This window comes from Gordonibacter sp. RACS_AR49 (assembly GCF_030418435.1).
In the GTDB taxonomy this organism is placed as follows: Bacteria; Actinomycetota; Coriobacteriia; order Coriobacteriales; family Eggerthellaceae; genus Gordonibacter; species Gordonibacter urolithinfaciens.
In genome coordinates, this window is record NZ_JAIUDM010000001.1 from 806,274 (window position 1) to 832,590 (window position 26,317).

The window sequence follows — 26,317 nt, forward strand, 5'->3', positions numbered from 1 at the left end:
GTCAGAATTCCTTGCTTTCACGCGAGCGCACGTGTTCGAGGGCATTCCCGAATTCGATAGTATGTTCTCGGCCAGGGCAAAAAACAAGGTTGACGCGCAAGTGCTTGCGTTCCGTTACACGAAAGCGCCCGCTTCTCTTATGGGGAAACGGGCGCTGCAAAAGGTTTGGCTGCACGATATCGGCGTTCGTGCCGCGCAGCGTATCCCGCGTCGACAGGGGAAGCGGAATAGCCACCGTCACCCTATTCGCCATCCGGCCCGCTTTGCGAGGAAGCCAAGTTGCAGCACGGCTAGTAGGACGGATCGTAATCGTCATACGACTCCTCATCGTAATATCCCGAGCTGCCCGTACCTGTCGAGCTGGCGCTGGAGTAGCCCGACGATCCTGATCCGCTGGTATAGCCCCTGGGACCCAAGCCGCTGACGCCCACGATGTTGCTCGGGTCGCCCCCCTCCTCTATCGTCTCCATCATCTGCTTCGTAGCAGTGGGATCGTTCAGCACGAACGACTGGCCGTCCACCAGCTGGTCCATGAACACGGTGGGTGCCATGGCCGAGTACACCGTCAGGTCTCCCTTGCCCTTGAACTGCTCGGCCAGCGAGATGATATCGGTAACGGACAAGTCCGTAGTCACGCACTTCGCCGCACCCTGAATAACGCCGGGAAGATCGGTGACGGGCATGTCGAGCACCTTGTTCACCAGAGCCATGATGAGCTTGCGCTGATTGGCCGTCCGCGTGAAGTCCCCGTCGACGAAGGCGCGGCTGCGCGCGAACACGAGTGCCTGCTCGCCGTTGAGATGCTGCAGGCCCTCCTCGATGATGATGCGCTGGCCATACGGGTTGTCCGTGGTGTTGTCGGCATCCGTGTCGTCGATGCGCTCCGTCACCTCCACGTCAACGCCACCCACCGCGTCGACCAATTGCACCATGTTCTCGAAGTTCACCTCAGCATAGTGGGAGATATCCACCCCGAGCAGCTGGCTGGCCTCGCGGATGGTGGACGACACGCCACCGTAGTTGTAGGCGGCATTGAACTTCGAGATACCCACGTTGTCGATGTCGATCATGGTGTCGCGCGGAATGGACACGATGCTGGCTTGGTTTCTCGTGGGATCGACGTACACGACAATGTTCGTGTCGGAACGCGCGCCGGCCTCGTCGCTTCCGGTACGCTCGTCCGAGCCCACGAGCATCATGTAGAACGGTTCGTCGAAGCTCTTCTTCGGAGCAAGCACGTCTTGGATGGCCTGCATCTCCTCGGAAGTCATATCGCCGACCAGCTCGCTGTTGATGGAGTTGACGTACAGGGCGAATGCGGTGCCGCAACCCACGACAGCTACGAGAACGGCAGCCAAAACGCCGATGGCCACCTTCTTGCCGCGGCTCATGCGACGGTTCGCGTTACGGGAGTACTGGGGATTGTTGCGAGAGTACTGGCTAGCGGCTGACTGGCGAGAATAGGCGGTGTTGGCGCTGCGCCCCTGGCTTCCGGGCGTGTAGGCTGAACGGTAGGCAGAGGAGCTGGCTTGCTGCGCACCGCGATTGCGAGAAAACTGCTCGGCGGTTCCACGAGAGGCGATACGACCCGACTGGGCCGCCTTCGCCGAGCGCACAGCACGTGCTGACTGCGGTGCGCGCGAGGAGCGGGCAGCCGGTCGGTTGGTGCGAGAGTTTCGTGACGCCATGTACTTCTCCTCAACAGCCTTGGCTCAACCGCTTGGCGAAACGCAGAGCCGGCGGGCATGCGCGGCACCGCTTTCCCTCCGGCACCGGCCCCTTCACGATTCAACCCTATCGTTCGAGGTCGTATGCGCAAACCGCACAATATACCTTTACATTCTATCATCGATGGGCGAAACGCCATAAAAATGGCATGCTATAGGGACAAACGATCCACAGCGGATCAAGCCATGCCTGCTTTTCCAATAATTCCCCAAATCGTATTCCAGCGGTTACGGTACCAGGCGCGAGAGCGGCTAGGCTTTCCCACATGGCGAACAACGTCGGACAGACCGCGAGCTCACAGCATGCAGCCTTGGACAACAGAAGCGAGACTTCCGTCATCCTCGGGCGCAATGTCACGCGCCTTCGCAAGCAAGCAAAGATCACAAAGCAGAAGTTCGCTCTCATGGTGGGCGTGGGACGCCCCTTCCTCAACCGCATAGAGAACGGCACAGCCGACCCGCGCCTGTCCGTCATCCTCCGCTTGGCCGATGCCCTGGAAACCACACCGCAAGAGCTGCTCACCAATCCGGGCGAACCGCCAACGCAGAGTATGCCAAAACGCCACGCGCGCCTTGGCTAACCATTCCCTCTCCGGCTATCACCTCTTCGGCAACGGCTCCTTGCCCAAGCGTTTTTCACCTTCCCGCCCCCTCCTCCTAAGCTGAAGGTAGGCCAACCCCGATCCCAGCGCAGCACCGGCGGTGTCTACGAGCCAATCCATCGGATCGCACATGCGCCCCGGCACGAACAGTTGATGAAACTCGTCGGACACGCCGTACAGGCTGGCGCAGGCCACCGCCACGAGGCAGGCACGGCGCAGGGGCATATGGCAGCGCAGGGCATTCGCCAGCAACGCCCCGAAAACCGCATACTCGCAGAAGTGGGCAATCGACGAGACCACGTCCACCCCGGGTCCGAGCAGCTGCGCCTGCAGAGCTTTCAGATCCTGGAAGACGAGCGAGAACAATCCCAGATCGTCGTTCAGACCGGTATCCGTATTAGACGACATGAAGAAGATGAAGCCGGCGCAGAGCACCACGAGCACCCAGCTCGCCACGACAAACGCCGTCGATTTTCTAGCCATAGCGGCAGTCCTCCCAAACAGTCCGAGGCAGTGGGCGGCTATCCCAAAAGGTCGAGCAGCGCTCGTGGGTCGTCGATCACCAGGTCGGCCGACGCCGCGCGAAGGCGTTCAGCATCGTGATAACCCCACGTGACGGCCACAGCATAGGTGCCAGCGTTGCGAGACACGGCTATATCGCCCGTCGAGTCGCCCACGTAGGCGGTGCGCTCGGGCGTCGACCCCAGCTCCTCGATGGTGCGCAGAAGTCCTGTCGGATCAGGTTTGCGAGGGGTATCGGCGCTCTCGCCGCGCGCCACGGCGAACAGGCCGGGCAGGTAGGCCCCGACGACATCCTGGACGCCCGCGTCAAACTTGTTCGACAGCACGCCGAGCCGCGCCCCTCGGCGCTTGAGCTCGGCAACCGTCTCGGGAATGCCCGCATAGGCCTTGGTCAGGCGATACCCGTACTGCGGGTAGAGTTCTTTCCAACGGCTCATGGCTGCCTCGACAGCCTCCTCATCGGCATCCTGGGGAACGGCCTGGTACATGAGCGCCTTCACGCCGTTGCCCACATAGCTAAGGATCTCGGCGGACGTGCGCTCGGGAAAGCCGCACTCGCGCAGCACGGCATTCGTGAGGACCACGAGGTCGGGTAGCGTGTCGAGCAGTGTGCCGTCGAGGTCGAACACGAAGGTGTCGAACCGGTGCGTCGTTGCGTCTATCATGAGCGCATCCTCTCGCCTTTAAACGAAAAATCCAAGCCGAAGCTTGGATCATAGTATCGATGGAGCGGGTGACGGGACTCGAACCCGCGAATACAAGCTTGGGAAGCCTCTACACTACTTGGTTCAGTGCTAGCCAAATTTCCCGTCTGACCTCGCTTCTTACATTTACCGATTTTCATTCTACCAAAAATACTGGACGAAATACTGGAAAACTCGGGGCGTTTTCAAATAGACCAATTCTTCGCCAATCAAACACGAAAGCCGCCGTAACGGGCGACTTTCGATCAAAAACTATGGAGCGGGCGACGGGAATCGAACCCGCGTCTCGAGCTTGGGAAGCTCGGGTAATAACCATTATACGACGCCCGCATGAAAACGAATTATAACCTTACCTTGCCCTTTCTTGGAAGAATTTCAGCGAATAATTCATCTATATATATGTTAGGCGGCTCTTCTCAGGTAATTCATGTACCTCGTGCCGATGCCAAGACCCGTGTTCGGCACGTAGCCCGCGTAGAGGTCCAGCGTGTAGGCAGAGCTCGCATGGCCCATCAACACCGACACCGTCTTGATGTTTTCGCCGTTGGCGAGGTTCAAGGTGGCGAAGGTGTGCCGCAAGGCGTAGGGACGCACGCCTCCGAAGCCCGTCTTCCCAGTGAACTCGTCCCAATTCCTCTTCCAGTTCTGATATGACCAGACCGTGATGCCGGGAGAGCAGAGGGGCGTGTTCATGGTCGGCCTGAGGCCCATTTCCCGCATCAGCTTGGACTTCAGCTCTATCCACAGCTTCGCGACGTCCGCCGTGTAGGCGTCGACGGGAACCGAGCGCCGGGAGGCGTCGGACTTGGGGTAGTCGATGATCTCCTTACCGTCGCGGCTGACCACGCTCGTGATCTTGATAACGGTCTCGTCCTCGCCGAAGATGATGTTGCCTGTGCGCACCGCGAGCATTTCCTCAGGCCGCATCCCGGTGTTAAGAAGGAGCAGCAGGCTCAACTTCAAGAAGCCGACCGCCAGCAGCTCCACCTCGTGGAGGAAGCGCGCGGCATCGTCGGCCATGAGCGGATCAATGAGAGGCTTGCTCTTCTTGAACACCCGTGTGAGGAACTTCGCCTTAGCCACGTTCTTCGCGATGTCCTCTTTCTCCAGGGCGTAGTTCATGACCTCGCGTAGGAATTTGAGGATCTTCGCCTGCTTGTCAGGACCCGCCACCTTGATGGGCTTGAACGGCTTGGCGAGAGTTCCGTGCCTCTTGACCCACTCGGCGGTCTTGCGGTTCTCCTCCCACGCCTTCTGGCGCTCAAGGGCCCACTTCTCGGACAGCTCGGGCACCTTGAGAAGGCAGTCCTCGATGTCGTCGGAGGTAACCTCGTTGATCGGGATGCTTCCGATGGAGGCGTTCACGTACTTCGCGAACGACTTCTCGTTCCTGATGGTTTCCGCCGAGACCGAGCCGTTGCTGCGGATGGCGATGTAGCGTTCGATGTAGTCCCCGAGCGGCGTCGTGCAGAACTTCCCCCCTCGCGGCTCGACCTCCTGCCTCACCCACCCGCGTTCCTCTAGCTTGCCTTCCAGCTCGACGTTCTTCTCGTCCTCGAACGCCTTGACCTGCGCCTTGAGGTCGTCCTTCTTGTTGAGGGCGAACACGGTGCGCGTGAGCTTCCTCTTGCCGTCGAAGTAGGCTCGGTACTCTGCCGGCACTCTGATGGTGAGCTCGTAGGCGGTAGCCCTGGGATCTTTGCGCCTGCGGCGCGGCAACCCCTTCTTCTTCCGCGCCTCGTCCACGTTGTAGGGCTTGTCGCATGCCAGCCTGCCCAAAACAATCGCCTCCTCATTCCACACGGCGATCTTTGTAGAGGTAATTGAGAAGAGCCAGCTTCGGTACGAGCCAGCGAACCCCGATACGGCATCCCCTCATCTCGTCGCGGGCGAGCAGCTTGCGTATCTCCTGGCTCGTCGTGCCGGTGAACGCGGCCACCTGGTCGGGCGTCATCATGTAGGGGTATCCCCCCAGCATGAACAGGTAGAGCCCTTCGGGGTCGGCCGCCGCGAGCCGGTCTTCGTCAACTTCCATGTCGCCGCATTTGTCATCCATCGCCGCCTCCTTTCGTTGCTGATGGCGGCGATGGCTTCGTCGCCGCCAATGATGGGGTACAAGGCCCGCCTGCTCAACGATGCGGTGTTCCGAAACGCACGGTTGAAACGGCGGCGGGCTTCCGCTTTCGCACGATCATTCCCGTTTTCAAGGTGCGCGCGACGCTCGTTTCGCCGGTTTCGGCAACGCGTGCGCATCGCGGATGAGGCAACCCTAAAACCTTCGAGAGCCTTGCAGACGAAATGGCATCGTTTCAGGGCAAGACGTCCCCGAAAACGGGAACGCAGCGCGGCCAGGCGAAGGCGAGGCCGTTCGGAGCGGATCGACTGCCACCCCCGCCTGTTCCCATATCGGGGACAAATGTCCCTGATCTGATACGAAACGGCATCGGGCCTCCGCCAATAAGTTAGCTTTGAGGTAATCGAAACCCTTTATGCGGACAGGAGGGCCGGCCGCCCTCGCAGGCAGCGCCGGCAGAGGAATGGAACACGCGAAGCTCGTGGTCGTGAGGATGGAGGAGGCGCGGGAGCTGCGCGGCATCAGCGTGGCCGAGCTCGCGCGCCGGGCCTCCATCGACCGCAAGCGGCTGTGGTACATCCTCGACGGCCAGCGCCAGATGAGGGCCGATGAGTTCGTGCGGCTCTGCGTCGTCCTCAACCTCGGCCTGGGGAACTTCGTCCCGCCCGAGATGGCGCGAGGACTCACGCGGCGCTGAGCGGCGCACGAGGGGAAAGCTCGATCGGAACCGGCGGGGCGCGCCCCGCCCGACGAAAGGACGCAGCGGCCATGGCAAGCGACTACGGCGACGAGGCCGGCGAGAAGATGCTGGACAACTTCACCCGTTTCGGCGAGCGCATGGGCGAGCGGGCAATGTACGACCGGGCGAGCCGGATGCAGCGCGCGTTCCAGAACGCGACGCGCTCGGCGCGCGAAGCCGGCGGCAGCAGCTTGCCTGCGCGGGAGGCGTCTCCCGAATGGGCGAAGCTCGACATGGCGGAGTTCCAGGGGATCGAGGACTACGACGGCATCAAGGCCATCATCGAGGACAAGCTCGGTGCCCACGGCGTCGAGTCGACGTGGTTCCCCGACCCCCAGACCGGCAAGGAGTACCTGCTCTTCCGCATCGCCGACGCCCGCGAGGTGTGGCAGTCCTTCGACGAGCTGGCGAAGGAGACCGACTCGGCCAAGGAGAAGGCTGCCGAGGCGATCAGACAGCGCAAGGAGGGGCGAGAAGAAGACCGCGAAGGCTCCTGCATCGAAGCGCACCAGCCGGCCGAGGCGGAACGCGCGCCCTCTGCGAAGCCGCGCCCCGCGCACGCGAAGACCGTCTGGCAGAAGTACGGCGTGCCGGTGCTGAGGGACTACCGCCCGCTCGAGGAGCGCGCCGCCCACGCTCGCGCGGCATCGGCCGCCCTCGAAGCCGAGAGGTCTGCCATGCACAGCGCGGAACGAGGACCGCGCTTCCAAGAGGTGCGATCGAAATGAAGCCGGCGCGCATCGTCGCAACGGCGATCCTCTCGGCGCTGGCCTTCGTCATGGCGGACGCCTACGTCGGCTGCCTCCTGTCGCTTCCGGGCAGCCCCGTCTTGAACCTGGCGCCCGCCTTCCGCGACCTTCCTGCCTATCTCGCAGGCCACGGCCCCCTCTCGCTCGATGCTGCCGCGCTCGCGACGGGGCTCGTGGCCGCCTGCGCACCCTGGCTCGCCTGGGCCTGGTCGCTCACCCACGGGCGGGCCCAGCGCCAGGGGGAGGAGCACGGCAGCGCCCGCTGGGGCACCGTGCGCGAGGGGCGCAGGTTCATGGACCTCAAAGACCCCGGCAACAACATCGTCCTCACCGAGAACTTCGGCATGGCGATGAGCCGCCCCGACCACGACCGGCGCTACGAGCGCAACCGCAACGTGCTGGTCGTGGGCGGCTCGGGCGCAGGCAAGACGCGCGGGTTCTTCGAGCCCAACGTCATGCAGATGTCGGCGAACTACCTGGTGACCGACCCCAAGGGCGAGTCGCTGCCGAGGCTCGGGCGCATGCTCGAAGCCGCCGGCTACAAGGTGCTCTCGTTCAACACGGTGGACTTCTCGAAGTCGCTTCACTACAACCCGCTCGCCTACGTGCAGGACGAGGCGGACATCCTGGAGTTCGTCGCCTGCCTCATCGACAACACTGCGGGCGACAAAGAGCACGCGGGCGACCCCTTCTGGGAGAACGCCGAGCGGCTGCTGTACGTCGCCCTCATCGGCTACCTGGTGCGCCACTGCCCGCCCGCCGATCGGTCGCTTTCAGGGCTCGTGACCCTGCTCTCGCTTGCCAAGGCCAAGGAGTCCGACGAGGACTACAGAAGCCCGCTTGACCTCCTGTTCGAGGAAGTCGAGACGGGCCTGCGCTACGTGGCGGCGGAAAACGACTCGCCGTTCGACCCCGAACGCCGCATGTCGTACTCTCCCGGCGCAGGCCGCTGGGCCAAGGTGGCCGATCCCATCGCGATCGACTCCGACTTCTGCCTGCTGCACTACAAGATGTTCAAGGACGCGGCCGGAAAGACCTTGAAATCCATCCTCGTCTCGTGCAACACGCGCATGGAGCCCTTCGCGATACCCCAGGTGCGCGAGCTCGTGCGCTTCGACGAGATGGAGCTCGACCGACTGGGCGACGCCGGTGAGAAGCGCGCCGTGTTCGCGATCATGTCCGACACCTCGTCGCTCTACTCGTTCCTCTTCGCCATCATGACGTGGCAGGCCATGAACATCCTGTGCAAGCGGGCGCTCATACGCTACGGCGGCGCGCTGCCCACCCCCGTGATGTTACTCATGGACGAGTTCGCCAACATCGGCAAGCTCCCCGACGTGGAGAAGATGGTGGCCGTGGTGCGCAGCCGCAACATCTCGATGGCCTTCGGCCTGCAATCCCTCTCCCAGCTCAAAAGCGCTTACAAGGGCGACGCGGCCACCATCGTCGACTGCTGCGACACGACGCTGTTTCTCGGCGGCAAGTCCACCGACACCGTGAAGGAGATAGCCGAGTCGGTGGGCAAGGAGACGGTGGCCACCGTCACATGGAACGAGAGCCGGGGCGCCCAGTCCTCTTCGACCCGCAACTGGAACACCGTCGAACGCGACCTCATCCAGCCCGCCGAGGTGGCGAAGCTGCCCCGCGACGAAGCGATCGTCCTCATCGCGGGCGCGAACCCTTTGCGCGACCGGAAGTACGACGTGACGCGGCATCCGAGGTGGCGCGACGTCTACCCCGGCCACTCCGGAGCTGCCTACGAGCGGCCCTTCGATTTCGAGGAGTACGCGAAGAGGATGCGTGCGCAGGACAAGAACGCACGAGAAGAAGGAGAGCCCGCAGAATGCTAGCCAACATCATCAACCTGGTATCGGGATGCGTGACCTTTCTGGGCGGCTTCCTGGTCGTGTGGGGCGCGGTCTCGCTCGGCCTCGCCATCCGCGAGCAGCAGGGCGGCGCGTCCATAGCGAGCGCCATCTCGACCATCGCGGGCGGCGCGATCATCATCGCGGCCGCCGTGTACTTCGGCATGCTCGACACGTCCTGGCTCCCGGCCTAAGGAGGCGCCCATGCTAAGCGTATCGGTGCACAAGGACATAGGAGAGTACACCGAGAAGGTGGTGGGCAAGCTCTCGGCCCGCACGCTCGCCTGCACCGCCGGCGGGCTCGCCTCGTCGGTCGCGGCGGCAGCCGTGTCCAACCTCGCCTTCGGCGTGCCCGTGGACGCGGCGACGCTGCCCGTCATGGCGGCCTCCATGCCGTTCTGGCTCATGGGGTTCTGGCGGCCCAAGGGCCTTCCCGCAGAGAAGTTCCTGCCGCTTCTGGCGGATCACCTGCTGGAGGACGGCAAGCTCGTCTACGCGACGGGCTCCGCGCCCGCCTCGGTCGCGGGCTCCGTCGCATGCCGGAAGGCCGGCAGGCGCGCACGGCGGGCGTCCAAGAGGAAGGGAGCTGAGCGGCGTGGCCCGAAACCCGAATAAGCAGGAGGGCGGGAAGGGCAGGGGCGCCGCCCGCCCGGCGAAGGCTAAATCCCTCGAGCGGCGCATGGCGGAGCAGGAACGCGAGCTCACCGGGCAGATGGCCGAGAAGCGCCGTCGCCGGCGGGCCGCACGGGACGTATACTCGACCATCGGCTACGACCTCATGTACGAGGACGGCACGGCCCAGGTGGAGAAGGGGCTCTTCAGCCAGACCCTTTCTTTCGACGACATCAGCTACCAGTCGGCGCGCGAGGAGAGCCAGCAGGCCGTCTTCTCCGGCTGGTGCCAGCTCTTCGACTACTTCGGCGCGGAGAGCTGCGTGCAGCTCACGGTCGTGAACCGCCCCATCCCCGCATCCGAGATCGGCCGCAAGGAGTTCTTCTCCACGGGCGACCCGGACACGGCGGCCTACGCGGCGGAATACAACCGGATACTCAACGACAAGATGCGCGAGGGCGTGTCGAACCTCGTGCGCGAGCGCTACCTCACGTTCTCCGTCGGCGCTCCGAGCGTGGACGCCGCCGTTCCCAAGCTCGCGCGCATGAGGGGCGACGCCGAGCAGACGCTCGCGAAGATGAGGAGCGCGTCGCACGTGCTCTCGGGCGAGGAGCGGTTGGATGCCGTCCACGGCCTCCTGCGCCCGGGCAAGCCCTTCATGTTCGACTGGGAAGCGGTGGGCGCGAGGAGCGGCCTCACGTCGAAGGACCTCATCTGCCCCTCGTCGCTCGACTTCAAACCCGAGGGCAGCGCGACGTGCTTCAAATCCGAGGACGCATGGTGCCAGGTGCTCTCGCTCAACCGCTTCGGCAGCGAGCTCACCGACCGCTGCCTCGCCGACGTCATCGACCTGCCCATCCCGCTCGCCGTCTCCATCCACGTGCAGGCCATGGACAAGTCAAAAGCCGTGGCGTTCGTGAAGAAGCGCATCGCCTGGATGGACAAGGAGATCATCGACGAGCAGATGGGCGCCGTGAAGAGGGGCTACGACTTCCAGATCCTCCCGAGCGAGCTCAAATACTCCAAAGCGGAAGCGGAGGATCTACTCGACCACCTGCAGAACAAGAACCAGCGTCTCTACGTCTACACGGGGCTCGCCTACACCTACGCCCCCACGCGCGCCGAGCTCGACGACCAGGTGCTGCAGATCGTCTCGACCGCGCGGCGCAACTCCATCGAGGCGGACGCGCTGGACTACCGCCAGCGCGAGGGCCTGAACTCGATCCTGCCGCTCGGGCACAACCACGTGGAGGTCTCCCGCATGATGACGACCGCGCAGGTCGCCATCCAGATGCCCTTCGCGACCCAAGAGCTCGCACACGAGGGAGGGGGCTACTACGGACAGAACAAGCAGTCCTCCAATCTCGTGCTCTGCAACCGCAAGCGCCTCGCAAGCCCCATGGGGTTCGTTGCCGGCAAGCCCGGGTCCGGCAAGTCGTTCTCCGTGAAACGCGAGATAGAGAACACGATACTCGCCTACCCCGAGGACGAGATCGTCATCCTCGACCCGGCCGGCGAGTACTCGCCGGTGGTGGAGGCCAACGGGGGCGAGTCCATCCGCTTCGCGCCCGACTCGGAAACGCATCTGAATCCCTTCGACCTCTCCGACGTGGCGCACCAGTCCTCGGCGAGCCAGACGGCGTTCAAAATAGACGCCTTCCTCGCGCTGTCGTCGGCAGCCATGGCAGAAGGATCCCAAGGGCTTCCCGAGGCAGACAAGTCCATCATCAGCCGCTGCGTGGAGCTCGCCTACGACGAGTGCGCGGGCGAGGACCGCCTGCCGCTGCTCGGGGACTTCCACCGCATCCTGGCGAGCCAGCCCGAGCCGGAGGCGCGCGACATAGCGCTTCGCTACGAGCGCTACGTCAAAGGCGCGCTGTCGTTCTTCAACCACCCCTCGAACGTCTCCTTCGAGAGGCGCGTCACCAGCATCGACTTCAAGGACCTCTCGGAGAACATGCGCGCGTTCGGCATCATCGCGGTGCTCGAGTGCGTGCGCAACCGCATGTACTACAACTTCGAGCGGGGCGTGACCACCTGGCTCTACATCGACGAGGTGCAGTCGCTGTTCGGACACCCCTCCATCATCGCGTACTTCTCCAAGTTCTGGGCGGAGGGCCGCAAGTTCAACCTCGTGTGCACCGGCATCACGCAGAACAGCGTCTACATGCTGGAGCACGACGAGGCGCGCAACATGGTGCTCAACTCCGACTTCATCCTGCTGCACAAGCAGTCGCCTCTCGACCGCAAGGCATGGGCCGACCTTCTGGACATGAGCGCGCAGGAGGCCTCCTACATAGACGAGTCCGTGCGCGCCGGCGAGGGCCTGCTCGTGGCGGGCGGCGCGCGCGTGCCGCTGAAGGACGACTTCCCCAAGGGCGCGCTCTACGACCTGTTCAACACCAAGCCGGAGGAGATAGCCGCGAAGAAGCGCGAGAGCGCGTTCGCCGCCAAGGCGAGGCGGCGCGGAGGCGGCAAGTCATGACGGAACCCGGCGAGAAGAGCGCCGCGGTTGCCAGGAGCGCGGAGGATACCGCCGCGAGGACGGGCGCGGCCGATGCCGCCGACGTCGCCCGCGTCGGGCGGACGGACGCGGCGGGCGCCGGGCTCGTGCGCAGCGGCGGGCGCCGGGCTTGCGCGGGCCCGGCGCCCGAGAAGGCCGACGCGAAGGCGGGAAGCGTCCGGCAAAGGGCAGGGAGGCCGACGGTCGCCGGAGCCGGCGAAGCCGCGGAGCCGCCCGCCGCCGAGGGGAGGACGGCCGCCCAGGGCCGCCTGAACATGCGGGCCGCCGTCGCAGGCGCGGCCGCTCGGGAGGCCGACGAGAGCGACGAGCTCGAGGGGACGGAGGGCCTTTACCGCGCGGGGCGGGGCGCGGCCCAGGCGGTGCGAGTCGCGAGGACCTCCGGGAAGGCCGAGGGCAGAGCCGTCCGTGAGCCGCGAGCCGCGTGGGGAGCCGAGTGCGAAGCGCCCCCGACGGCGCCCGCCGGACCGCCTCCTCGCGGGGCGGCCGGTCTATCCGGGCGCGAGGCGCGCAAGAAGGCCGGCGAGAGCGCGGACGCGAGGCGCATCCAGTCGAGGCGCACGTGGCTCAAGGCCAGGGCGGTGCGGGAGCGCGCGGCAGGGTCCGGAACGCGGGGGGCCGCCGAGGCGGCCCGGAAGGGCGCGGCGAATGCGCTCGCTTCGGCGGCTGCAACGGCGGCGGGTCCGCTGGCCGGCGTCCTCGCGGGCGTCCTCTGCTTCGTGCTCGCCGTGCTCGCGGCGGCGCAGATCGCGAGCGCGATCTTCGGGTTCTGGTCGGACGAGGCGTCGAAGGCGTCGCTCGAGGGCCTGCCGCCCTACATCACTTACGAGATGGTGGAGGCCGCGCTCGAGTGCCAGGAGGAATACGGTCATCCGGCCGGATGCACGCTCGCCCAAATAATCTGCGAGAGCGGCCAAGGCGAACGTCTCTCGGCCCTCGCGGAGCGCGACAAGAACCTCTTCGGCATCAAATGGGCGCCGTCGTTCTTCGGCTGCCCCGAGGTGGCGGGCAAGAACTCGTGGGCGACGAGCGAGGAGTACGGCGGCGAGACGGTGGGCGTCATGGCCGACTTCACCGTGTTCAAGGGGCATCGCGAATGCGTCGTGTTCCGCAGCCGCGTGCTGCTCGCGAGTCCCCGCTACGCGGAGAACGCCCTCGTTCGCGAGGCGATCGCCGCCTGCGACTCGGACAAGATGGCCGAGGGGCTCAAGGACGCGGGATACGCCACCTCGTCCACATACGTCGACTCCCTGAAGGCCGCCATGGACGCCTACGGCCTGCGAAGCTTCGACGGCATGAGCCTCGACGACTTCAAGAGCGGCGCAGTCCACGGAGACGCCATCGTGGCGGCCGCGGTGAGTCAGCTCGGCGTGCCCTACGTCTGGGGCGGCAGCACGCCCGGGGTGGGTCTGGACTGCTCCGGCCTCACCCAGTACTGCTACGCGCAGGCGGGCATATCCATCCCCCGCTACTCCGAGGACCAGGCGAGCGCGGGGCGGCGCGTGCCGCTGTCGGAGGCCGAGCCGGGCGACATCCTCTGGAGGCCCGGGCACGTCGCCATCTATGCAGGCGGCGACGAGTACATCCACGAGCCCCAGACCGGGGACGTGTGCAGGCGCGCAAGCGGAATCACGTACTTCACGTGCGCCGTCCGCTACCGATGAGAGAAGGAGAGGCCATGCAGAAGAAGAACAAGGTTATGCTCGCCGCGGCGATGGGGATGCTCGCCATCGTGGTGGCGAGCACGGCGGTGCGCTGCTCGGTCGCCCGCACGGCGGCGGAGGATGCCGAACGGGAGCAAGCGCGCGAAGCCCCTGCCGAGCAGCCCGCCGAGCCCGGCGGCTCCGAAGCCCCCTCCGGCGAGGAGGGGCGGGAAGGCGCGGCCGATCTCGAGGCGCACATCCTCGCCGCGCTTCGGGGCAACGTCTGGCAGGCGCCGGGAGATCCGCAGAAGACCGTGGCGTTCCGCGCCGGCTCTTTCGTCGAAGCAGACGGCTCGTCGGCGGCGCTCGCCGCGTTCGACGTAGTCGGCGCGGGCGAGGCGGACGGGCAGCGCTACCTCGATGTGGAGATCGTGCGCGACGGCAGCCCCGCCGCTCTGGCGACGACCATCATATTGGAAGGCTATGACGGAGCCCTTCAGGTCGCCTCCGACGGCTTCGCCGTCGAGAAGCGCTACGTCCAAGGCAAGACGGCCGGAGAACCCGTGGCCGTAACAGGCGCTCTCGGCCCCTACGAGGGCCTCATCGACGGGAAGACCGAAGGACTGGCCTCCACAATTTCCGCATGGTGCGCCGCGCACGCCCCCTCGGCGACGCGAGCCGACTTCGACGGCGAGGTGTACCTCGACGTCGGCGCGGGACGCGTGAGCGCCACCTTCCACCTCGACGACGCCGCGCGAACGATCGTCACGGCGGTCTACGAGGGCGGCGCGTTCAGCGTCCAGGGCTAGGGGTCGGCATGTCGACCAACTTCCGCAAGGCCCTTGCCGAAGAGGGATTCGCGATCGCCTTCTCAACGACGGTGCTCCTGTGCGCGCTCCTGTTCGCCGCGCCCGCCCCCGCGTTTGCCGACATCGCCAGCGACATCAACGCCTGGCTCTGCGGCATCCTGCGCGACACGTGCAACTGGATCTTCGCGGGCCAGACGGACATGCTGCGCTCAATCGGCGCGGACGGCGTGCTGTCCGCCGGCTTCGAGCAGATGCTCGGCAGCGCGGGCACCGTCACGATGTACGACCTGGTGCGCGGAGCTTGGCGGGCGGCGATCCTACCCATCGGATGCGGGATGCTCTCGTTCGTGTTCACCGTGCAGCTCATCAAAGTGTCGCAGAAGATGGACGGCAACGCGAGCATGCCCGGCGTGAAGGAGGTCGTGTTCATGCTCGTGTTCTTCGCCGTGTTCCTGTTCCTCATACAGAACAGCTTCGACCTCATGCAGGCCGTCTACGAAGTGGTCAAGCTCGCCATCGACCGCGTGGCGGGCCTGCTCGGAAACGGGGCCGCGATAGACCTCGCGGAGGTGTCCATCACCACGACCGACGACGACGTGGCGGCGCTGCTCGCCATGCTGGTGGTAGCGCTCGCGAGCTGGCTCGTGGTGATCGTCGCCTACGTGGTGGCGCTCGTTGTGAGCTGGGCGCGCGCCATCCAGATCTACGTCATGGCGGCGTTCAGTCCTATACCCTTCGCGCTCATGTCGCTCGACGAGACGCGGCAGATGGGGGTCGGCTACCTGAAGAACTTCGCAGCCGTGTGCCTTGCTGGCGTCGTCATTCTGGTGCTCTTGGTGTCGTTTCCCATCGTGCTCGGCGGCCTCGACGCCGCGAGCGCGGGCGTGCCGGTGGTGGACTCCATCGTAGGAGGGCTCTCCTACGCGCTGCAGTACCTCGCCATGTGCGTGCTCCTCATCCTCTCGCTCGTGAAGAGCGGGTCGTGGGCGCGCGACGTCATGGGCGGGTGATGCGTATGGCCTGCAGCGCGCGAGGCCCTTGACGCCCGCATAGGGAAGGCGCGGCCGCTTCCACTTCGAGGCCGCAGGATAGAAGACGATGCGAAGGAGGAGGCTCATGGCCGAGGAACAGAAGGAGAAGAAGAACGTCTACATCTCGCTGCACGAGGCGTTCGTGAAGGAAGGAATCAAGTACACCGACAGGAAAACCGGGGAGGAGAAGTCGTTCAACGTCGCCCGCATCCCCTCGGGCACGCTCGTCGACGGCAAGGACGTGGGCGGCTACGAGTTCAGCCCCCTGTTCGTGAACCCATCGCGGTTTCGGGGCGAGCATTGGCGCGACATACCGCTTCTGGCAGATCGCGAGGTGCGCCTGCAGAAGTCGGTGCTCGACGCGGAGGGCAAGCCCGTCCTTGGAGAGGACGGCAAGCGCCAGAAGGAAACGCTTCCCATCAAGCCCGAGCAGCTCAAGGAGGCGCTCTCCGAGGCACGCAAGCGCTACGCGGAGGAGCAGGCCAAAGACAACCGGAGCCTGACCGAGCGCGCGGAGGGAGCCAAGGAAGCCGCGGACAGCATCGAGAAGGACGGCGGCGATCGCCCTTTAGAACGTGAGAATCGGTGAGGTGGCCGCAATGTCGACGATTATCGGAAAAAGCAACGCGGGCAAGGCCGTGCGCGTCCTTCTCGCAGCAGCGCTCGCCCTGGGGGCGATGCTGCCCGCGCTCGGGCTTCCCGGCAAGGCGGACGCCGCGCAGGGCGCGGCGCTCTCGGTCGGAGCGGACATCCCCTACGATTCGTACCACACCACCTGGTTCGAGGTTGACGGTCAGACCGCCTGGTGCGCCAACCCCTCGAAGTACACGCCCGAGGCCGGCTCCTACGCGAAGCAGCCCCTGTCCGCCCCGAGCGGGCGCACGGCGGAGCTCGCTGCCGACATCTGGTTCTCCTATGGCTCGCCCGGCTTCGACGCGTCGCTGTGGCCGAGCTCGTGGTACGACGGCGGCTCCATGAATGCGGACCGCTACATGGCGCTCGCGCACATCCTCATGGCCGACACCTACGCAAGCGACGGCAACTACGCGCTCTTCGGCTGTTCGGAGGGTTTCAGAGAGTGGGTGCGCGAAAACGTGATCGGCTTCGGCAGCGACGGGAGCCTGGTGAACGACGGCGCGACCGGGCGCAAAATCGTCGCGCGGGCGAGCGAGGTCCCCGCCACGTTCGAGCCTTTCATGCTCCACACGGGCTCGTCCACCCAGGTGATCCTCTCTTTCACCTACCGCACCACGGTCAAGGTGGCGAAGGCGGCCTCCGAGAGCTGGGCGGCCGGCGATCTAGACTATTCGTACGCAGGAGCAGTGTACGGGGTCTACTCCACCCGGGCCGACGCGGAAGCAGACCGAGGCCGGATGGCCGAGATCGCCATCGACGCGACCGGCGCAGGCGAGTCGGGCAGCCTCGGGGCCACGCGCGAAACTTTCTACGCGAAGGAGGTGCGGCCTTCCCCGGGGTACACGCTCGATCCGAACGTCTACGAGGTGTCGCCGGCCAACGGCTACGCCTTCTCCTCATCTGAGCCGCCCGTCACAGCGAGGCTCGTCCTTGTGAAGTTCGACGAGGAGACGGGCAAGGGGCAGGCACAGGGCGACGCCACGCTCGACGGCGCGCTGTACCAGGCGAGCTACCAACGAGGCGGCATCACGGAAACCGTGCAAGGGCGCACGCAGGGCACGACCGTCGTGTTCGAGGGAATCCCCCTGGGCGACGTCGAGGTGCGCGAGCTCGACCCGTCGGGCGGCTACCTGCTCGACCGTGAACCGCATCGCCTGCACGTGACTGCCGACATGGCGAACGGCAATGACCCCGTCATCGAGATCGCGCCCGCGGGCGAGTTCGGCGAGGACGTGCAGCGCGGCGGCTTCATGGTGGGCAAGGGCGATATGGAGCGCTACGACCACGAGGACGGCACGTTCTGGAACTACGCCCAGGGCGACGCCACCTTCGAGGGCGCCGAGTTCACCGTGTACAACCGCTCCGCCGCACCCGTCTGGCACGACGCAAACGGCGACGGCGCGTTCCAGGAGGCCGAGGAGTTCGCTCCCGGCGAGGCCGTCATGACCGTGGCGACCGAGTACGACGCCGCCCTCGACGCCTGGACGGCGACGACCGGCATGCGGGCGCTTCCCTTTGGCACCTACGAGGTCGTTGAAAGCCGCCCGCCCGCGGGCCACACGAACGCGGGCGTCGTGAGCCATGTGGTGGAGATTCGCGAAGACGGGCAGTTCGACCAGCTCGTCTACGGCGATGGGATGCTCAACGAGGTGGTTCGCGGCGGCGTGCAGGTGCAGAAGGACGACCGCGAGCTCGGCGCGAGCGAGGCACTGGGCGGGAACGGCCATTCGAGCATCGGCGACGAGGGCTACTTTGGCAGCTCGCTTGCGGGCATCGGGTTCACCATCGTGAACGCGTCCGAGCACGGCGTCATGGTGGGCGGCACGTACTTCCCCAAGGGAAGCGTCGTCGCCGAGATCGAGACCGCCTGGAACCCGGAGGCGCGGGCATACACCGCCCAGACGGCCTCCGACACGCTGCCCTACGGCACGTACACCATCGCCGAGACGTCTGCCAACGACAGCTACCTGCTCACCGACGGCGAGCCCCGCACCTTCGAGGTGCGCGAGGACGGCAGGGTGGTCAAGGCCGACCGCGAGGGCGAGGCTCTTCTTTGGAGGGACCAGGCAGTGCGCAACGACATGCACTTGCAGAAGAAGGCGTCGATCGGCGGCGGCAAGCTCGCCTACGTTCCCTTCCTCATCACCAACGTCACCACCGGCGAGGCGCATGTGGCCGTGACCGACCGCAACGGCATGCTCTCCACCTCATCCGAATGGCGCAGCCGCGAGGACGGCGTGAACGCCAACGACGCGCTCCTGCATGAGGACCGCATCGACACGGCGGACGTCGTGGAGGAGTCGGGAATCTGGTTCGGGCTGGGCGAGGACGCCTCCATGGCAAAGCCCGACGACCGCCTGGGCGCGCTTCCTTACGGGGAGTACACGATCGACGAACTGCGCTGCGAGGCCAACGAGGGCTACGCGCTCTGGTCCGATACCTTCAACGTGAGCCGCGACACGACCGCCACGGGCCTCGACATCGACCTGGGCACCGTGGACGACCAGCCTCTGCCGAAGCTGGCGACCGAGGCCACCGACAAGGCCGACGGCGACCATGCGCTCGCACCCGAGGGCGCCGCCACCGTCGTCGATGAGGTGTCTTACGCCAACCTCGTGCCCGGCAAAGCTTACACCGTGCGCGGCATGCTCATGGACAAGGCGACGGGCAAGCCCTTGGAGTTGGGCGGCGAGCCCGTGACGTCCGAGAGGGAGTTGGCGCCCATCGCGCCTTCCGGCACGGTGGAGGTGGAGTTCGCCTTCGACGCGTCGGCGCTGGCAGGGCGCGAGATCGTGGTGTTCGAGAGCCTCGAGCTCGAGGGCGTCGAGGTCGCCGCACACGCCGACACCTACGACGAGGGGCAGACCGTGAGGGTGGAGGAAGCTCCCGAGATCGGAACCGTCGCCACGGATGCCACAGACGGAGACCACGAGGCCTCGGCCGACTCGACCGTGCGCATCGAGGACCAGGTGGTATACCGCGGCCTCGTCCCCGGCGAGAGCTACACCGTCAAGGGCGTTCTCATGGACGCCGCGACGGGCGAGCCCGTCATGGCAGACGGAAAGCCCGTCGAAGGCGAGGCGGGGTTCACGCCGCAAGTGCCCTCCGGGCACGTCACGGTCGCCTTCGAGTTCGACGGCAGCGCACTGCGAGGGCACGACGTGGTTGCGTTCGAGGCTTTGTACTTCAACGGCAAGAAGGTGTGCGAGCACGCCGACATAGCGGACAAGGGCCAGACGGTGCGCTTGGGGGCACCCGAGCCCGAGATAGGCACCACGGCGACCGACGCCGACGACGGTGACCACGAGGCCGTGGCAGACGAGGAGGTGACTATCGTCGACGAGGTGCGCTACGAGAACCTAGAGCCGGGCCGCGAGTACGTGCTCACGGGAACGCTCATCGACAAGATCGAAGCCAAGCCCTTGGAGAAGGACGGCCAACCCCTCACGACGGTCGTGAGGTTCACTCCCGAGGAGCCGAACGGCTCTGTCGAGGTGAAATTCTCCTTCGACGGTTCCCTGCTGGCGAGCCACACGGTCGTGGCCTTCGAGAGCCTGGCGCTCGAAGACGAGGAGGTAGCGGTCCATGCCAACATCGACGATGCCGGCCAGAGCGTGCGCCTCGTCGAGACGCCCCGCGAGGAACCTCCCGCCGGGAACCCGCCGCGCCCCGGCATGCCCCAGACCGGCGACGCGGCGACGTGGATCCCGCTCGCATGCCTTGCCGGAGCGGCCGTCTGCGCCGTCGCGGTCGGCACGCTGGGTTGCCGCAAGCAGCGCAAGGGCGAGAGGGACGAGGCCCCCGTCGAAGAGGGAGAGGAGGGATAGCATGGGCCTCATCCTGTTCGCCGCGGGGTTCGCCATGGGTGCGTGCGCCCTCACCGGCTACGCCTGCGTGAAGGTCGGGGCGGATGCCGAACGAGCATTGGGCTAGCGGCGCGCCATCAAACGCCCGCCTTCTGCCGGTAGCGCCCTTGCATTTCGCGAGGGCGCTACTATCTTCTCTTGCTCTTCGTGGCAGCCGAGATCTCCTCGACCATGTCCTTCGTTATGAAGCTGCGGGGGTCTATCCTGAGCGCTATACATAGCTTCAAGAACTCATCAACCCTCATCTCCCTCTGGCCATTGAGTACATACCACAGACGCTTGCGGTCTAAGCCGACACGCCTTGCAAGCTCGGCGACGCTCATGCCACGCTCAAGACGTACCTCATCCAGAATTACGAACGTACGCTTGCTGCTATTCGCGCCGTCACGGAGCTCCAATGCTCCCGGTGTAATTGGACTTTCGTCGTCAGTTCGCAACCTGGTTGAACTTCGGCAAATCGACCACCTCGTCCGCGGCGGCGCACACCCTGCTGCTGTGCGTCACGACGATCACGCACGTGCCGTCTTCATGGGCGCAGCGCTTGAGGACCTCGATAATAGAGGCCTCCGTCTCCTCGTCGAGGTTGCCCGTGGGCTCGTCGGCGAGGATCACCTCGGACGTTCCCGCCAGGGCGCGCGCTATGGCCACGCGCTGCTGCTGGCCACCTGAGAGCTTGAGCACGCTGCGCCCCCGAAGCTCCGCGCCGATGCCCACGCGCTCGAGAAGCTCGTCGGGGTCGCCCGGCCCTCCCAAAAGCACGTTCTCGCGCACCGTCAGATAATCGATCAGGTTGTAGCTTTGGAACACGAGCGACATCGTGTCCCTACGGTACGCAAGCAGGCCGGTTTCGCGGATGTCGCGGCCCCGGTGGAGGACGCGGCCGGCCGTGGGATCGTCCAAGCCCGCGAGCAGCGAGAGCAGTGTCGTCTTCCCCGATCCGCTCGGGCCCGTCACGGCGTACATCGTGCCCGCGCGAAAACCCATGTTGATGCCGACCAGGACGTCGCGCGAGCGTTTTCCGCGGTACGCGTAGCCCACGTTGTCGAGGCGGAGCAGTTGTTCGGTCATGTCGATGCCTCCTTATTCCGATTCTTCGAGCGCGCGCTTCGGCCCGCGCGCGACTGCCGGGGCGACGGCGGCTGCGGACGACAGGGCCACCACCGCGACGCATGCCGCCGATGCCGCGAGCGCCTGCCGTGCGTCGGGCGAGGCGGACGTCCCAACCATGTTCCCCTCCGTCGAGTCCGCGCCGCCCGCCACCTGGTCGGCGCTTGCGCGTGCAGACTTCGCCTCCTGCTGCACCTGCCGCTCGGCGATGGCACCGGCGACAACTTCAGACACCGGCCAGGCCAGGGCACATCCCACGATGCAGCCGACGAGCGATAGGGCGACCGCCTCCATGACGACCTGGCCTACCACCTTCGCGCGCGAATTGCCCAAGGCGAGGAGCACTCCCGTCTCACGCCGGCGCGTCTTCGCCCAGAAGGCCATCGACAGAGACACGAGAACGATGCCGCATCCCGCGACGACGCCCATGAACAGCCAGGTTGTCTGCTCCAGCCCGTCGAAGTTGCCCGACATGCGCTCGGTTGCTCCCGCGTCGTCCACCAGCTGGTAGCGATCCCAATCGATGTCGGCGGATTTGAGGCGCTCGCCGACTTCAGCGTATCGCGCGGGATCGTCCACTTCGAACGTCGCGTAGGCGTACAGCGGGTCGTCTGCGCGGCCTGCAATTTCCTGGGAGAACGCCAAGTCGGAAAACACCGTGTTCTCCGAACGGAACGTGTCTCCCGTCATGGTGCTGGGAATGTCGCGCACTATGCGGAAGATGCCGCGCACGCGCGCCGTTGCCGGCTCGCGTCCCTCGGGGTCCTTCGCGTCGACGAACGTCATCTCATCTCCAACGGAAAGGCCGTTGAGCGCGGCGAGTTCCTCCGAGATCGCCACGGCCTCCGCGTCATCGGGCCCCACCCAGGAGCCGTCCACGAGCTCGATGTTGCCCGCAGCGACGTTCTGCTCGCGGCTCTGATCCCTCGTTCCGACGACGTTCACGCCGCCGTAATCGCGCGTTTGGTCGCGATCCGGGTCTTCGATGCGCTCGAGGCCCGGTATGAGGGCCGGCGTCGGCACCGCCGCGACGTTCCATCCCGTCACGCCGTCTGTTTTCGCGAGCTTCTCCACATCAGCTAGGAGGACGCTCTGGAAAGCGTTGTCGGGGACCTCCGTATAGTAGCCGCCGCTCTCGTCGACATGGTTGAACTCCGGGGGCAGCTCGTTCAAGCGCTTGCGCAGGTTGCCCACGTCAAGCTCGATGCGGTAGTTGCCCGAAGAGGCCTGGGCTCCTGCGTCCTGCGTTTCGACGCTCGCGCCGAGCGTCGAGAGCGACGAGACGAGCAGGCAGGCCGACAGGGCGGAGATGACGGCAAGCAGGACGCTTCGCGCAGGATGCCTCGCCGCCGATCGGAGCGCGCGCCCGGCTGTTCCGATCGGCTTGCTCTTCTTCATGCGATCAGCTCCTCTCGGTGAAAAGCTCGACGGGGTTGCGGGCGGTCGTCGCGGCCGCAACCGCGACGGATGCCGCAACTGTCGCGAGGACGGCCCCGCATCCTGCGGCGACTACGGCAGCGAGCGGCACCTCGGGCTGGGCCGCCTGCTGCGGCAGGACCGCAGCGAGCAGCGGGGGCAACGCCAACGCCGCGACAACTGACGACGCGGCGTTGGCGAGCGCGGCGACGAAGAAGGCTTCGAGGCCCGCTTGGGCGAGCACGTCCTTTCTGCTCGCGCCCAGCGAGAGGAGCACCGCACGCTCGTGCACCCTACTGCGCCCCCAGAGCGCGAGGATGGACGACACGGCCGCCACCGACACCGAAGCCGTCAACGCGAGAACCGCGAGCGCCGATCCGACGGTCGAGTCGAGCGCGGGCGCCACCTTCTCGTAAGCCGAGGACAGCACGTCCGCCGCGAGGCCCGCGTTCCTATCCGCCTCGACGGCGTCCGCAAGTGCCCCTGCGCCGTCAGGGTCTGCAGGGGCAAGCCTCACCTCGTCGAAGCCCTCCATCCCTAAAGAGATCGCCGTCGCGCAGTCGGCGTACACCTGATTGAATGACTGAGTCCTCGCGGTGGCGAGGCTCTGGTCGCCCTCGTTGCCGCCAGCGGCGACGAATAGCCCGACTACCTCAGCCTCGGCTTCCGCGCCCAAGGCGGTCCGGAAGCGGACCGTGTCGCCGACGCGGATGCCGTTTGCTTCGGCCAGATCGGAATGGAGCAGGACGCAGCCCTCATCCCCGGGCCCGACGAGCCGGCCCTCCGCCAAGCGGAGAAGCTGGTCTTCGAAGGGACTTCCCTGCGACAGGTCGTCGAGCGCATGGATGCGAACGGCGTCGTCCCAGCCGGGGTCGGGAACGGCTGCCTCAATTGACGAGAAGCTGGCAGGGAACGCGTCCACCTGCCCCGTCCTGTTCGCCGAAGCAACGTCGTCCCTGTTCGACAGATCCCCAGCCACCACGAAGGGCAAAAGCTCGCCGTCCTCGCGGTACACCGCGACGCTCGGCCTCGATCCTTCCTTGATCGCGTGGGAAAGGTCCCTCGCTCCTTCGATGATCCCTACCGACGCCATGACCGCGAGGCTCGTCGCAAACACCACTACGACGAGCAGAGCCGCTTTGCCCGGCTTGCGCGCCAAGTAGCGCGCCGCTCGCTTCAGTGCACCCATGCCCTCACCTACTCGGTCCTGAAGATGGCCACTTTGCTGACAAGGCCGTCAGTGTCGAGAAAAACGTAAGCGCTCGCATCCTTCTTCACGACCTCGGCGGTGGCGGGCACTTCGGTCACCTCGCCGGTCGCGACGTCCCCTTGCGCGATGACGAACGCACACCCGGCGGCATACTCGAGATAGCGCTCCTCTCCGGTTTCCTCCAGGGCTATGATCGCGGTCTCGGCATCGCCCTGGTCAGGGCGAAGCGTGAAGCCGCTCCCGTCGACGTCGACCACGAGCCCAACCGCATCGGCCTGCGTGAGCATGGCGGAACCTCGGGGAGCTTCGCTCACGTTCCCAAAAGCATCCGCCGGCGGATCCGGCGCTTCCGACGGTGTCGAGCAGCCGGCGAGCGACAAGGCCATCGCCGCAAACGCCGCGGCAGCGAATCGGCGCGCGCGCATCGTTTCCTTCATCAACATGTCTGCTATCCTTTCTCTCGTTCGAGCGGACCGTGCAAGCGTACGGCGCGGGGCGTCGAGCGATCATCGAAGCGGCCCTGAAACACGCCCCGCATTTCGATGCTTTTTCGATACGTACGGTGGTATCAAAGATCACGGGTACGGCTGCGGAGGAGGTTTCATGAAAGCGCTCGTCATCGAAGACAACGAAAGCGTGTCGAGGCTCGTCAAGGAAGGCTTTCAGGCGGCCGGATGGACCGTCGATACGGCCCTTTCGGGCGAGGTGGGCCTCATGCTCGCTCTTGATGCCGGCCAAGCGTACGATCTGGCCATCGTGGATCGGATGCTTCCCGTCATCGACGGCATGGCCATCGTTCGAGGCATGCGTGAGAAAGGCGTGGACACTCCCGTGATCATGCTCACGGCCCTCGGGTCGGTCGAGAACCGAATCGAAGGGCTGGATGTGGGCGCGGACGACTACATGGCCAAGCCGTTCGCGGTCGAGGAGCTGCTCGCCCGCGCCCGTGCGCTGCTAAGGAGACCGCGCGACCTCGCCCCGGCGACCCTCGCGTTCGGCGACCTCTGCCTCGACCCCGAGAACAGGACGCTCGCCGTTGCCGGAAAGCGGGCCATCGATTTGAGCGGGCGGGAGTCCGCGATGCTGGAGGCCTTGATCGCCGCAGGCGGGAGCCCTCTTTCCCGCGACCGCCTCCTCGCGAAGGTCTGGGGCGTCGACCGTCCCGTCGAGGCGGCGAACGTCGACAACTACGCCTACTTCCTGCGGCGCAAGCTCAAGGGAGCGGAAAGCTCGGTCCGCCTGGAATCGATCAGGGGGCTCGGATACCGTCTCGTGGAGGCGTCGTGAGTTCGGGCGGGGGCGCGGTTCGCCAACTGGAGCGGCGCATCGGGCGGTTCTACCTTGCCGCCTGCGCGGCCGTGTTCCTCATAGTGTCCTGCTCGTTTCTGGCTCTGCAGTACGTCCGTGCTACGGGAGAGGCGGAGTCGGCGTGCGAGAACATCGCCCGGGTCGCGCTGGACGAGATGTCCTCCCGGGGCGCCGGCGAGGTCGTCGCGTTCATGGAGGACGAGGCCCTGTCCGACGGCTCGGTGCGCATCGCGAAGGGCGACGGCACGACGCTCGCCAGCGTAGGGGATCGCGCGCCGTGGGACATCGCGGTGCAGCTGCAGGGCACGTCGTCCGATGGGACGCCGTTTTCGGTCGAGGCCTCCTACCACCGGCCGCTGCCCGTTTCGCCGGAGGACGGCGCGCTGTTCGCCGTCACCGCGGTGCTTGCCGCGGCTTTCGCCCTCGCGACGCGCGGGCCGCTCGTCCGCAGCGCGACGGGGCCCGTGTCCGAGGCCCTGGCGCAACAGCGGGATTTCGTGGCCGCCGCCTCGCACGAGTTGAAGTCGCCCTTGTCCGTGATCGCGCTCGATCTGGGGGCCATGGCGGCAGCGTCCGAGGACGCGGAACGCGTTGCGCGGCTCGCAGGCGAGGGCATGGCCGAGTGCGGTCGCACGGCGAGCCTCGTGGAGGACCTTCTCGCGCTCGCCTCCGGAGATGCGGCGGGCTGGACACTCAGCCGAGCGCGCTGCGACGCCTCTGACGTCTTCATCGAGGCGTTCGAGCAGATCGAGGGCAAAGCCGCATCTTCAGGAACGTCCGTCGAGCCCTCGCTTCCCGAAGACGGTCGCGCGCTCGCCGTCGATGCCGACAAGGCGAAGCTCGTCCAGGCGCTGCGAGCCGTCTTGGAAAACGCGCTCGACTTCGCCCCGAGGGGAACCGCCGTGGGGTTCAGCCTCGCGGACCGCTCCGGACAGGCGGTGTTCGCCGTCTCGGATAAGGGGCCCGGAATCCTCGACGAGCATAAGGAGCGCATCTTCGAGCGCTTCTTCCAAGCCGATCCGTCGCGCACCGAGCGGGCCCACCATGGGCTCGGGCTGTCGATAGCGCGGGAGATCGCGGAAGCACATGGAGGGACCCTTCGCGCGCTCGACAACCCCGGAGGAGGCGCTCTGCTCGAGCTGGCTATTCCCCTTGCGCGGTGAATCAGCGCTCTTC

25 protein-coding genes and 1 tRNA gene are annotated in these 26,317 nt (G+C 66.0%); 14 read left to right on the plus strand and 12 right to left on the minus strand.

Annotation, left to right across the window (positions count from 1 at the left end; all coding sequences use genetic code 11):
• Nucleotide 1 precedes the first annotated feature (1 nt).
• Both LB310_RS03395 and LB310_RS03400 read right to left on the minus strand, forming a co-directional pair.
• A complete protein-coding gene (locus LB310_RS03395; protein WP_301154504.1) occupies nt 2-316 on the minus strand; it encodes a hypothetical protein in 315 nt (104 codons plus the stop codon).
• On the minus strand, nt 291-1,391 hold the full coding sequence (locus LB310_RS03400; protein WP_123672976.1) for an LCP family protein: 1,101 nt from the start codon (nt 1,389-1,391) through the stop codon (nt 291-293). The genes LB310_RS03395 and LB310_RS03400 overlap by 26 nt, the downstream gene beginning before the upstream one ends.
• A gap of 602 nt (nt 1,392-1,993) precedes the next feature.
• On the opposite strand from LB310_RS03400, the gene LB310_RS03405 reads away from it, so the two are divergent.
• Nucleotides 1,994-2,308, plus strand: coding sequence for a helix-turn-helix domain-containing protein (locus LB310_RS03405; protein ID WP_154269947.1), 315 nt, complete (start codon nt 1,994-1,996; stop codon nt 2,306-2,308).
• An 18-nt stretch (nt 2,309-2,326) separates the two neighbouring features.
• Here the strand turns inward: LB310_RS03405 and LB310_RS03410 are convergent, their stop codons facing one another.
• From LB310_RS03410 to LB310_RS03430, 5 genes are all read right to left on the minus strand, one after another.
• A complete protein-coding gene (locus LB310_RS03410) occupies nt 2,327-2,812 on the minus strand; it encodes a VanZ family protein (protein WP_301154508.1) in 486 nt (161 codons plus the stop codon).
• Between the two features lie 38 nt (nt 2,813-2,850).
• Nucleotides 2,851-3,516: an HAD family hydrolase gene (locus LB310_RS03415; RefSeq protein ID WP_087190697.1), complete on the minus strand. Its 666-nt coding sequence runs from the start codon at nt 3,514-3,516 to the stop codon at nt 2,851-2,853.
• 294 nt (nt 3,517-3,810) lie between these two features.
• Nucleotides 3,811-3,885, minus strand: a tRNA-Gly gene (locus tag LB310_RS03420).
• Between the two features lie 72 nt (nt 3,886-3,957).
• Nucleotides 3,958-5,334 carry a site-specific integrase gene (locus LB310_RS03425; protein WP_301154511.1) on the minus strand — a complete coding sequence of 459 codons (1,377 nt, stop codon included), beginning with the start codon at nt 5,332-5,334 and terminating at the stop codon, nt 3,958-3,960.
• 13 nt (nt 5,335-5,347) lie between these two features.
• Entirely contained in the window at nt 5,348-5,611 is a 264-nt protein-coding gene (locus LB310_RS03430) for a helix-turn-helix domain-containing protein (protein ID WP_301154513.1), read from the minus strand.
• A gap of 481 nt (nt 5,612-6,092) precedes the next feature.
• On the opposite strand from LB310_RS03430, the gene LB310_RS03435 reads away from it, so the two are divergent.
• The 11 genes from LB310_RS03435 (at nt 6,093) to LB310_RS03485 (ending at nt 20,061) form a co-directional block, all read left to right on the plus strand.
• Nucleotides 6,093-6,326, plus strand: coding sequence for a helix-turn-helix transcriptional regulator (locus LB310_RS03435; RefSeq protein WP_301154515.1), 234 nt, complete (start codon nt 6,093-6,095; stop codon nt 6,324-6,326).
• Between the two features lie 71 nt (nt 6,327-6,397).
• Nucleotides 6,398-7,096: a hypothetical protein gene (locus LB310_RS03440; RefSeq protein ID WP_301154517.1), complete on the plus strand. Its 699-nt coding sequence runs from the start codon at nt 6,398-6,400 to the stop codon at nt 7,094-7,096.
• Entirely contained in the window at nt 7,093-8,967 is a 1,875-nt protein-coding gene (locus tag LB310_RS03445) for a VirD4-like conjugal transfer protein, CD1115 family (protein ID WP_301154518.1), read from the plus strand. The genes LB310_RS03440 and LB310_RS03445 overlap by 4 nt, the downstream gene beginning before the upstream one ends.
• Complete coding sequence (locus LB310_RS03450; RefSeq protein ID WP_015539328.1) at nt 8,961-9,176, plus strand: hypothetical protein; 216 nt, start codon at nt 8,961-8,963, stop codon at nt 9,174-9,176. The genes LB310_RS03445 and LB310_RS03450 overlap by 7 nt, the downstream gene beginning before the upstream one ends.
• A gap of 10 nt (nt 9,177-9,186) precedes the next feature.
• Nucleotides 9,187-9,597, plus strand: coding sequence for a PrgI family protein (locus LB310_RS03455; RefSeq protein ID WP_301154519.1), 411 nt, complete (start codon nt 9,187-9,189; stop codon nt 9,595-9,597).
• A gap of 64 nt (nt 9,598-9,661) precedes the next feature.
• On the plus strand, nt 9,662-12,079 hold the full coding sequence (locus LB310_RS03460) for a VirB4-like conjugal transfer ATPase, CD1110 family (protein ID WP_301154637.1): 2,418 nt from the start codon (nt 9,662-9,664) through the stop codon (nt 12,077-12,079).
• Nucleotides 12,076-13,779: an NlpC/P60 family protein gene (locus LB310_RS03465; protein WP_301154520.1), complete on the plus strand. Its 1,704-nt coding sequence runs from the start codon at nt 12,076-12,078 to the stop codon at nt 13,777-13,779. Before LB310_RS03460 ends, LB310_RS03465 begins: the two co-directional genes overlap by 4 nt.
• A 14-nt stretch (nt 13,780-13,793) precedes the next feature.
• On the plus strand, nt 13,794-14,567 hold the full coding sequence (locus tag LB310_RS03470) for a hypothetical protein (RefSeq protein WP_301154521.1): 774 nt from the start codon (nt 13,794-13,796) through the stop codon (nt 14,565-14,567).
• Between the two features lie 8 nt (nt 14,568-14,575).
• Complete coding sequence (locus tag LB310_RS03475; RefSeq protein ID WP_301154522.1) at nt 14,576-15,577, plus strand: VirB6/TrbL-like conjugal transfer protein, CD1112 family; 1,002 nt, start codon at nt 14,576-14,578, stop codon at nt 15,575-15,577.
• 106 nt (nt 15,578-15,683) lie between these two features.
• Nucleotides 15,684-16,187 (plus strand): DNA gyrase, encoded by a 504-nt coding sequence (locus tag LB310_RS03480; RefSeq protein ID WP_301154523.1) that lies wholly within the window; start codon nt 15,684-15,686, stop codon nt 16,185-16,187.
• Nucleotides 16,188-16,197: 10 nt separating this feature from the next.
• Entirely contained in the window at nt 16,198-20,061 is a 3,864-nt protein-coding gene (locus LB310_RS03485) for a VaFE repeat-containing surface-anchored protein (RefSeq protein ID WP_301154524.1), read from the plus strand.
• Nucleotides 20,062-20,228: 167 nt separating this feature from the next.
• Here the strand turns inward: LB310_RS03485 and LB310_RS03490 are convergent, their stop codons facing one another.
• From LB310_RS03490 to LB310_RS03510, 5 genes are read right to left on the minus strand one after another with little or no spacing between them, the layout of a single operon-like run.
• Entirely contained in the window at nt 20,229-20,537 is a 309-nt protein-coding gene (locus tag LB310_RS03490) for a helix-turn-helix domain-containing protein (protein ID WP_367316798.1), read from the minus strand.
• On the minus strand, nt 20,527-21,168 hold the full coding sequence (locus LB310_RS03495) for an ABC transporter ATP-binding protein (protein ID WP_301154526.1): 642 nt from the start codon (nt 21,166-21,168) through the stop codon (nt 20,527-20,529). Before LB310_RS03495 ends, LB310_RS03490 begins: the two co-directional genes overlap by 11 nt.
• 12 nt (nt 21,169-21,180) lie before the next feature.
• Complete coding sequence (locus LB310_RS03500) at nt 21,181-22,605, minus strand: ABC transporter permease (protein ID WP_301154527.1); 1,425 nt, start codon at nt 22,603-22,605, stop codon at nt 21,181-21,183.
• A 4-nt stretch (nt 22,606-22,609) separates the two neighbouring features.
• Nucleotides 22,610-23,812, minus strand: coding sequence for an FtsX-like permease family protein (locus tag LB310_RS03505; RefSeq protein WP_301154528.1), 1,203 nt, complete (start codon nt 23,810-23,812; stop codon nt 22,610-22,612).
• Between the two features lie 8 nt (nt 23,813-23,820).
• Nucleotides 23,821-24,276 (minus strand): hypothetical protein, encoded by a 456-nt coding sequence (locus LB310_RS03510; RefSeq protein WP_301154529.1) that lies wholly within the window; start codon nt 24,274-24,276, stop codon nt 23,821-23,823.
• A 160-nt stretch (nt 24,277-24,436) separates the two neighbouring features.
• On the opposite strand from LB310_RS03510, the gene LB310_RS03515 reads away from it, so the two are divergent.
• A complete protein-coding gene (locus tag LB310_RS03515; RefSeq protein ID WP_301154530.1) occupies nt 24,437-25,120 on the plus strand; it encodes a response regulator transcription factor in 684 nt (227 codons plus the stop codon).
• Nucleotides 25,117-26,304: a sensor histidine kinase KdpD gene (locus LB310_RS03520; protein WP_301154531.1), complete on the plus strand. Its 1,188-nt coding sequence runs from the start codon at nt 25,117-25,119 to the stop codon at nt 26,302-26,304. Before LB310_RS03515 ends, LB310_RS03520 begins: the two co-directional genes overlap by 4 nt.
• Nucleotides 26,305-26,317 lie beyond the last annotated feature (13 nt).

What these genes read in the sequence shown, in the direction of transcription:
- LB310_RS03395 (WP_301154504.1), bottom strand. Translation starts at nt 316, where the DNA reads ATGACGATTACGATCCGTCCTACTAGCCGTGCTGCAACTTGGCTTCCT.
- LB310_RS03400 (WP_123672976.1), bottom strand. Translation starts at nt 1,391, where the DNA reads ATGAGCCGCGGCAAGAAGGTGGCCATCGGCGTTTTGGCTGCCGTTCTC.
- LB310_RS03405 (WP_154269947.1), top strand. Translation starts at nt 1,994, where the DNA reads ATGGCGAACAACGTCGGACAGACCGCGAGCTCACAGCATGCAGCCTTG.
- LB310_RS03410 (WP_301154508.1), bottom strand. Translation starts at nt 2,812, where the DNA reads ATGGCTAGAAAATCGACGGCGTTTGTCGTGGCGAGCTGGGTGCTCGTG.
- LB310_RS03415 (WP_087190697.1), bottom strand. Translation starts at nt 3,516, where the DNA reads ATGATAGACGCAACGACGCACCGGTTCGACACCTTCGTGTTCGACCTC.
- LB310_RS03430 (WP_301154513.1), bottom strand. Translation starts at nt 5,611, where the DNA reads ATGGATGACAAATGCGGCGACATGGAAGTTGACGAAGACCGGCTCGCG.
- LB310_RS03435 (WP_301154515.1), top strand. Translation starts at nt 6,093, where the DNA reads ATGGAACACGCGAAGCTCGTGGTCGTGAGGATGGAGGAGGCGCGGGAG.
- LB310_RS03440 (WP_301154517.1), top strand. Translation starts at nt 6,398, where the DNA reads ATGGCAAGCGACTACGGCGACGAGGCCGGCGAGAAGATGCTGGACAAC.
- LB310_RS03445 (WP_301154518.1), top strand. Translation starts at nt 7,093, where the DNA reads ATGAAGCCGGCGCGCATCGTCGCAACGGCGATCCTCTCGGCGCTGGCC.
- LB310_RS03450 (WP_015539328.1), top strand. Translation starts at nt 8,961, where the DNA reads ATGCTAGCCAACATCATCAACCTGGTATCGGGATGCGTGACCTTTCTG.
- LB310_RS03455 (WP_301154519.1), top strand. Translation starts at nt 9,187, where the DNA reads ATGCTAAGCGTATCGGTGCACAAGGACATAGGAGAGTACACCGAGAAG.
- LB310_RS03460 (WP_301154637.1), top strand. Translation starts at nt 9,662, where the DNA reads ATGGCGGAGCAGGAACGCGAGCTCACCGGGCAGATGGCCGAGAAGCGC.
- LB310_RS03465 (WP_301154520.1), top strand. Translation starts at nt 12,076, where the DNA reads ATGACGGAACCCGGCGAGAAGAGCGCCGCGGTTGCCAGGAGCGCGGAG.
- LB310_RS03470 (WP_301154521.1), top strand. Translation starts at nt 13,794, where the DNA reads ATGCAGAAGAAGAACAAGGTTATGCTCGCCGCGGCGATGGGGATGCTC.
- LB310_RS03475 (WP_301154522.1), top strand. Translation starts at nt 14,576, where the DNA reads ATGTCGACCAACTTCCGCAAGGCCCTTGCCGAAGAGGGATTCGCGATC.
- LB310_RS03480 (WP_301154523.1), top strand. Translation starts at nt 15,684, where the DNA reads ATGGCCGAGGAACAGAAGGAGAAGAAGAACGTCTACATCTCGCTGCAC.
- LB310_RS03485 (WP_301154524.1), top strand. Translation starts at nt 16,198, where the DNA reads ATGTCGACGATTATCGGAAAAAGCAACGCGGGCAAGGCCGTGCGCGTC.
- LB310_RS03495 (WP_301154526.1), bottom strand. Translation starts at nt 21,168, where the DNA reads ATGACCGAACAACTGCTCCGCCTCGACAACGTGGGCTACGCGTACCGC.
- LB310_RS03500 (WP_301154527.1), bottom strand. Translation starts at nt 22,605, where the DNA reads ATGAAGAAGAGCAAGCCGATCGGAACAGCCGGGCGCGCGCTCCGATCG.
- LB310_RS03505 (WP_301154528.1), bottom strand. Translation starts at nt 23,812, where the DNA reads ATGGGTGCACTGAAGCGAGCGGCGCGCTACTTGGCGCGCAAGCCGGGC.
- LB310_RS03510 (WP_301154529.1), bottom strand. Translation starts at nt 24,276, where the DNA reads ATGTTGATGAAGGAAACGATGCGCGCGCGCCGATTCGCTGCCGCGGCG.
- LB310_RS03515 (WP_301154530.1), top strand. Translation starts at nt 24,437, where the DNA reads ATGAAAGCGCTCGTCATCGAAGACAACGAAAGCGTGTCGAGGCTCGTC.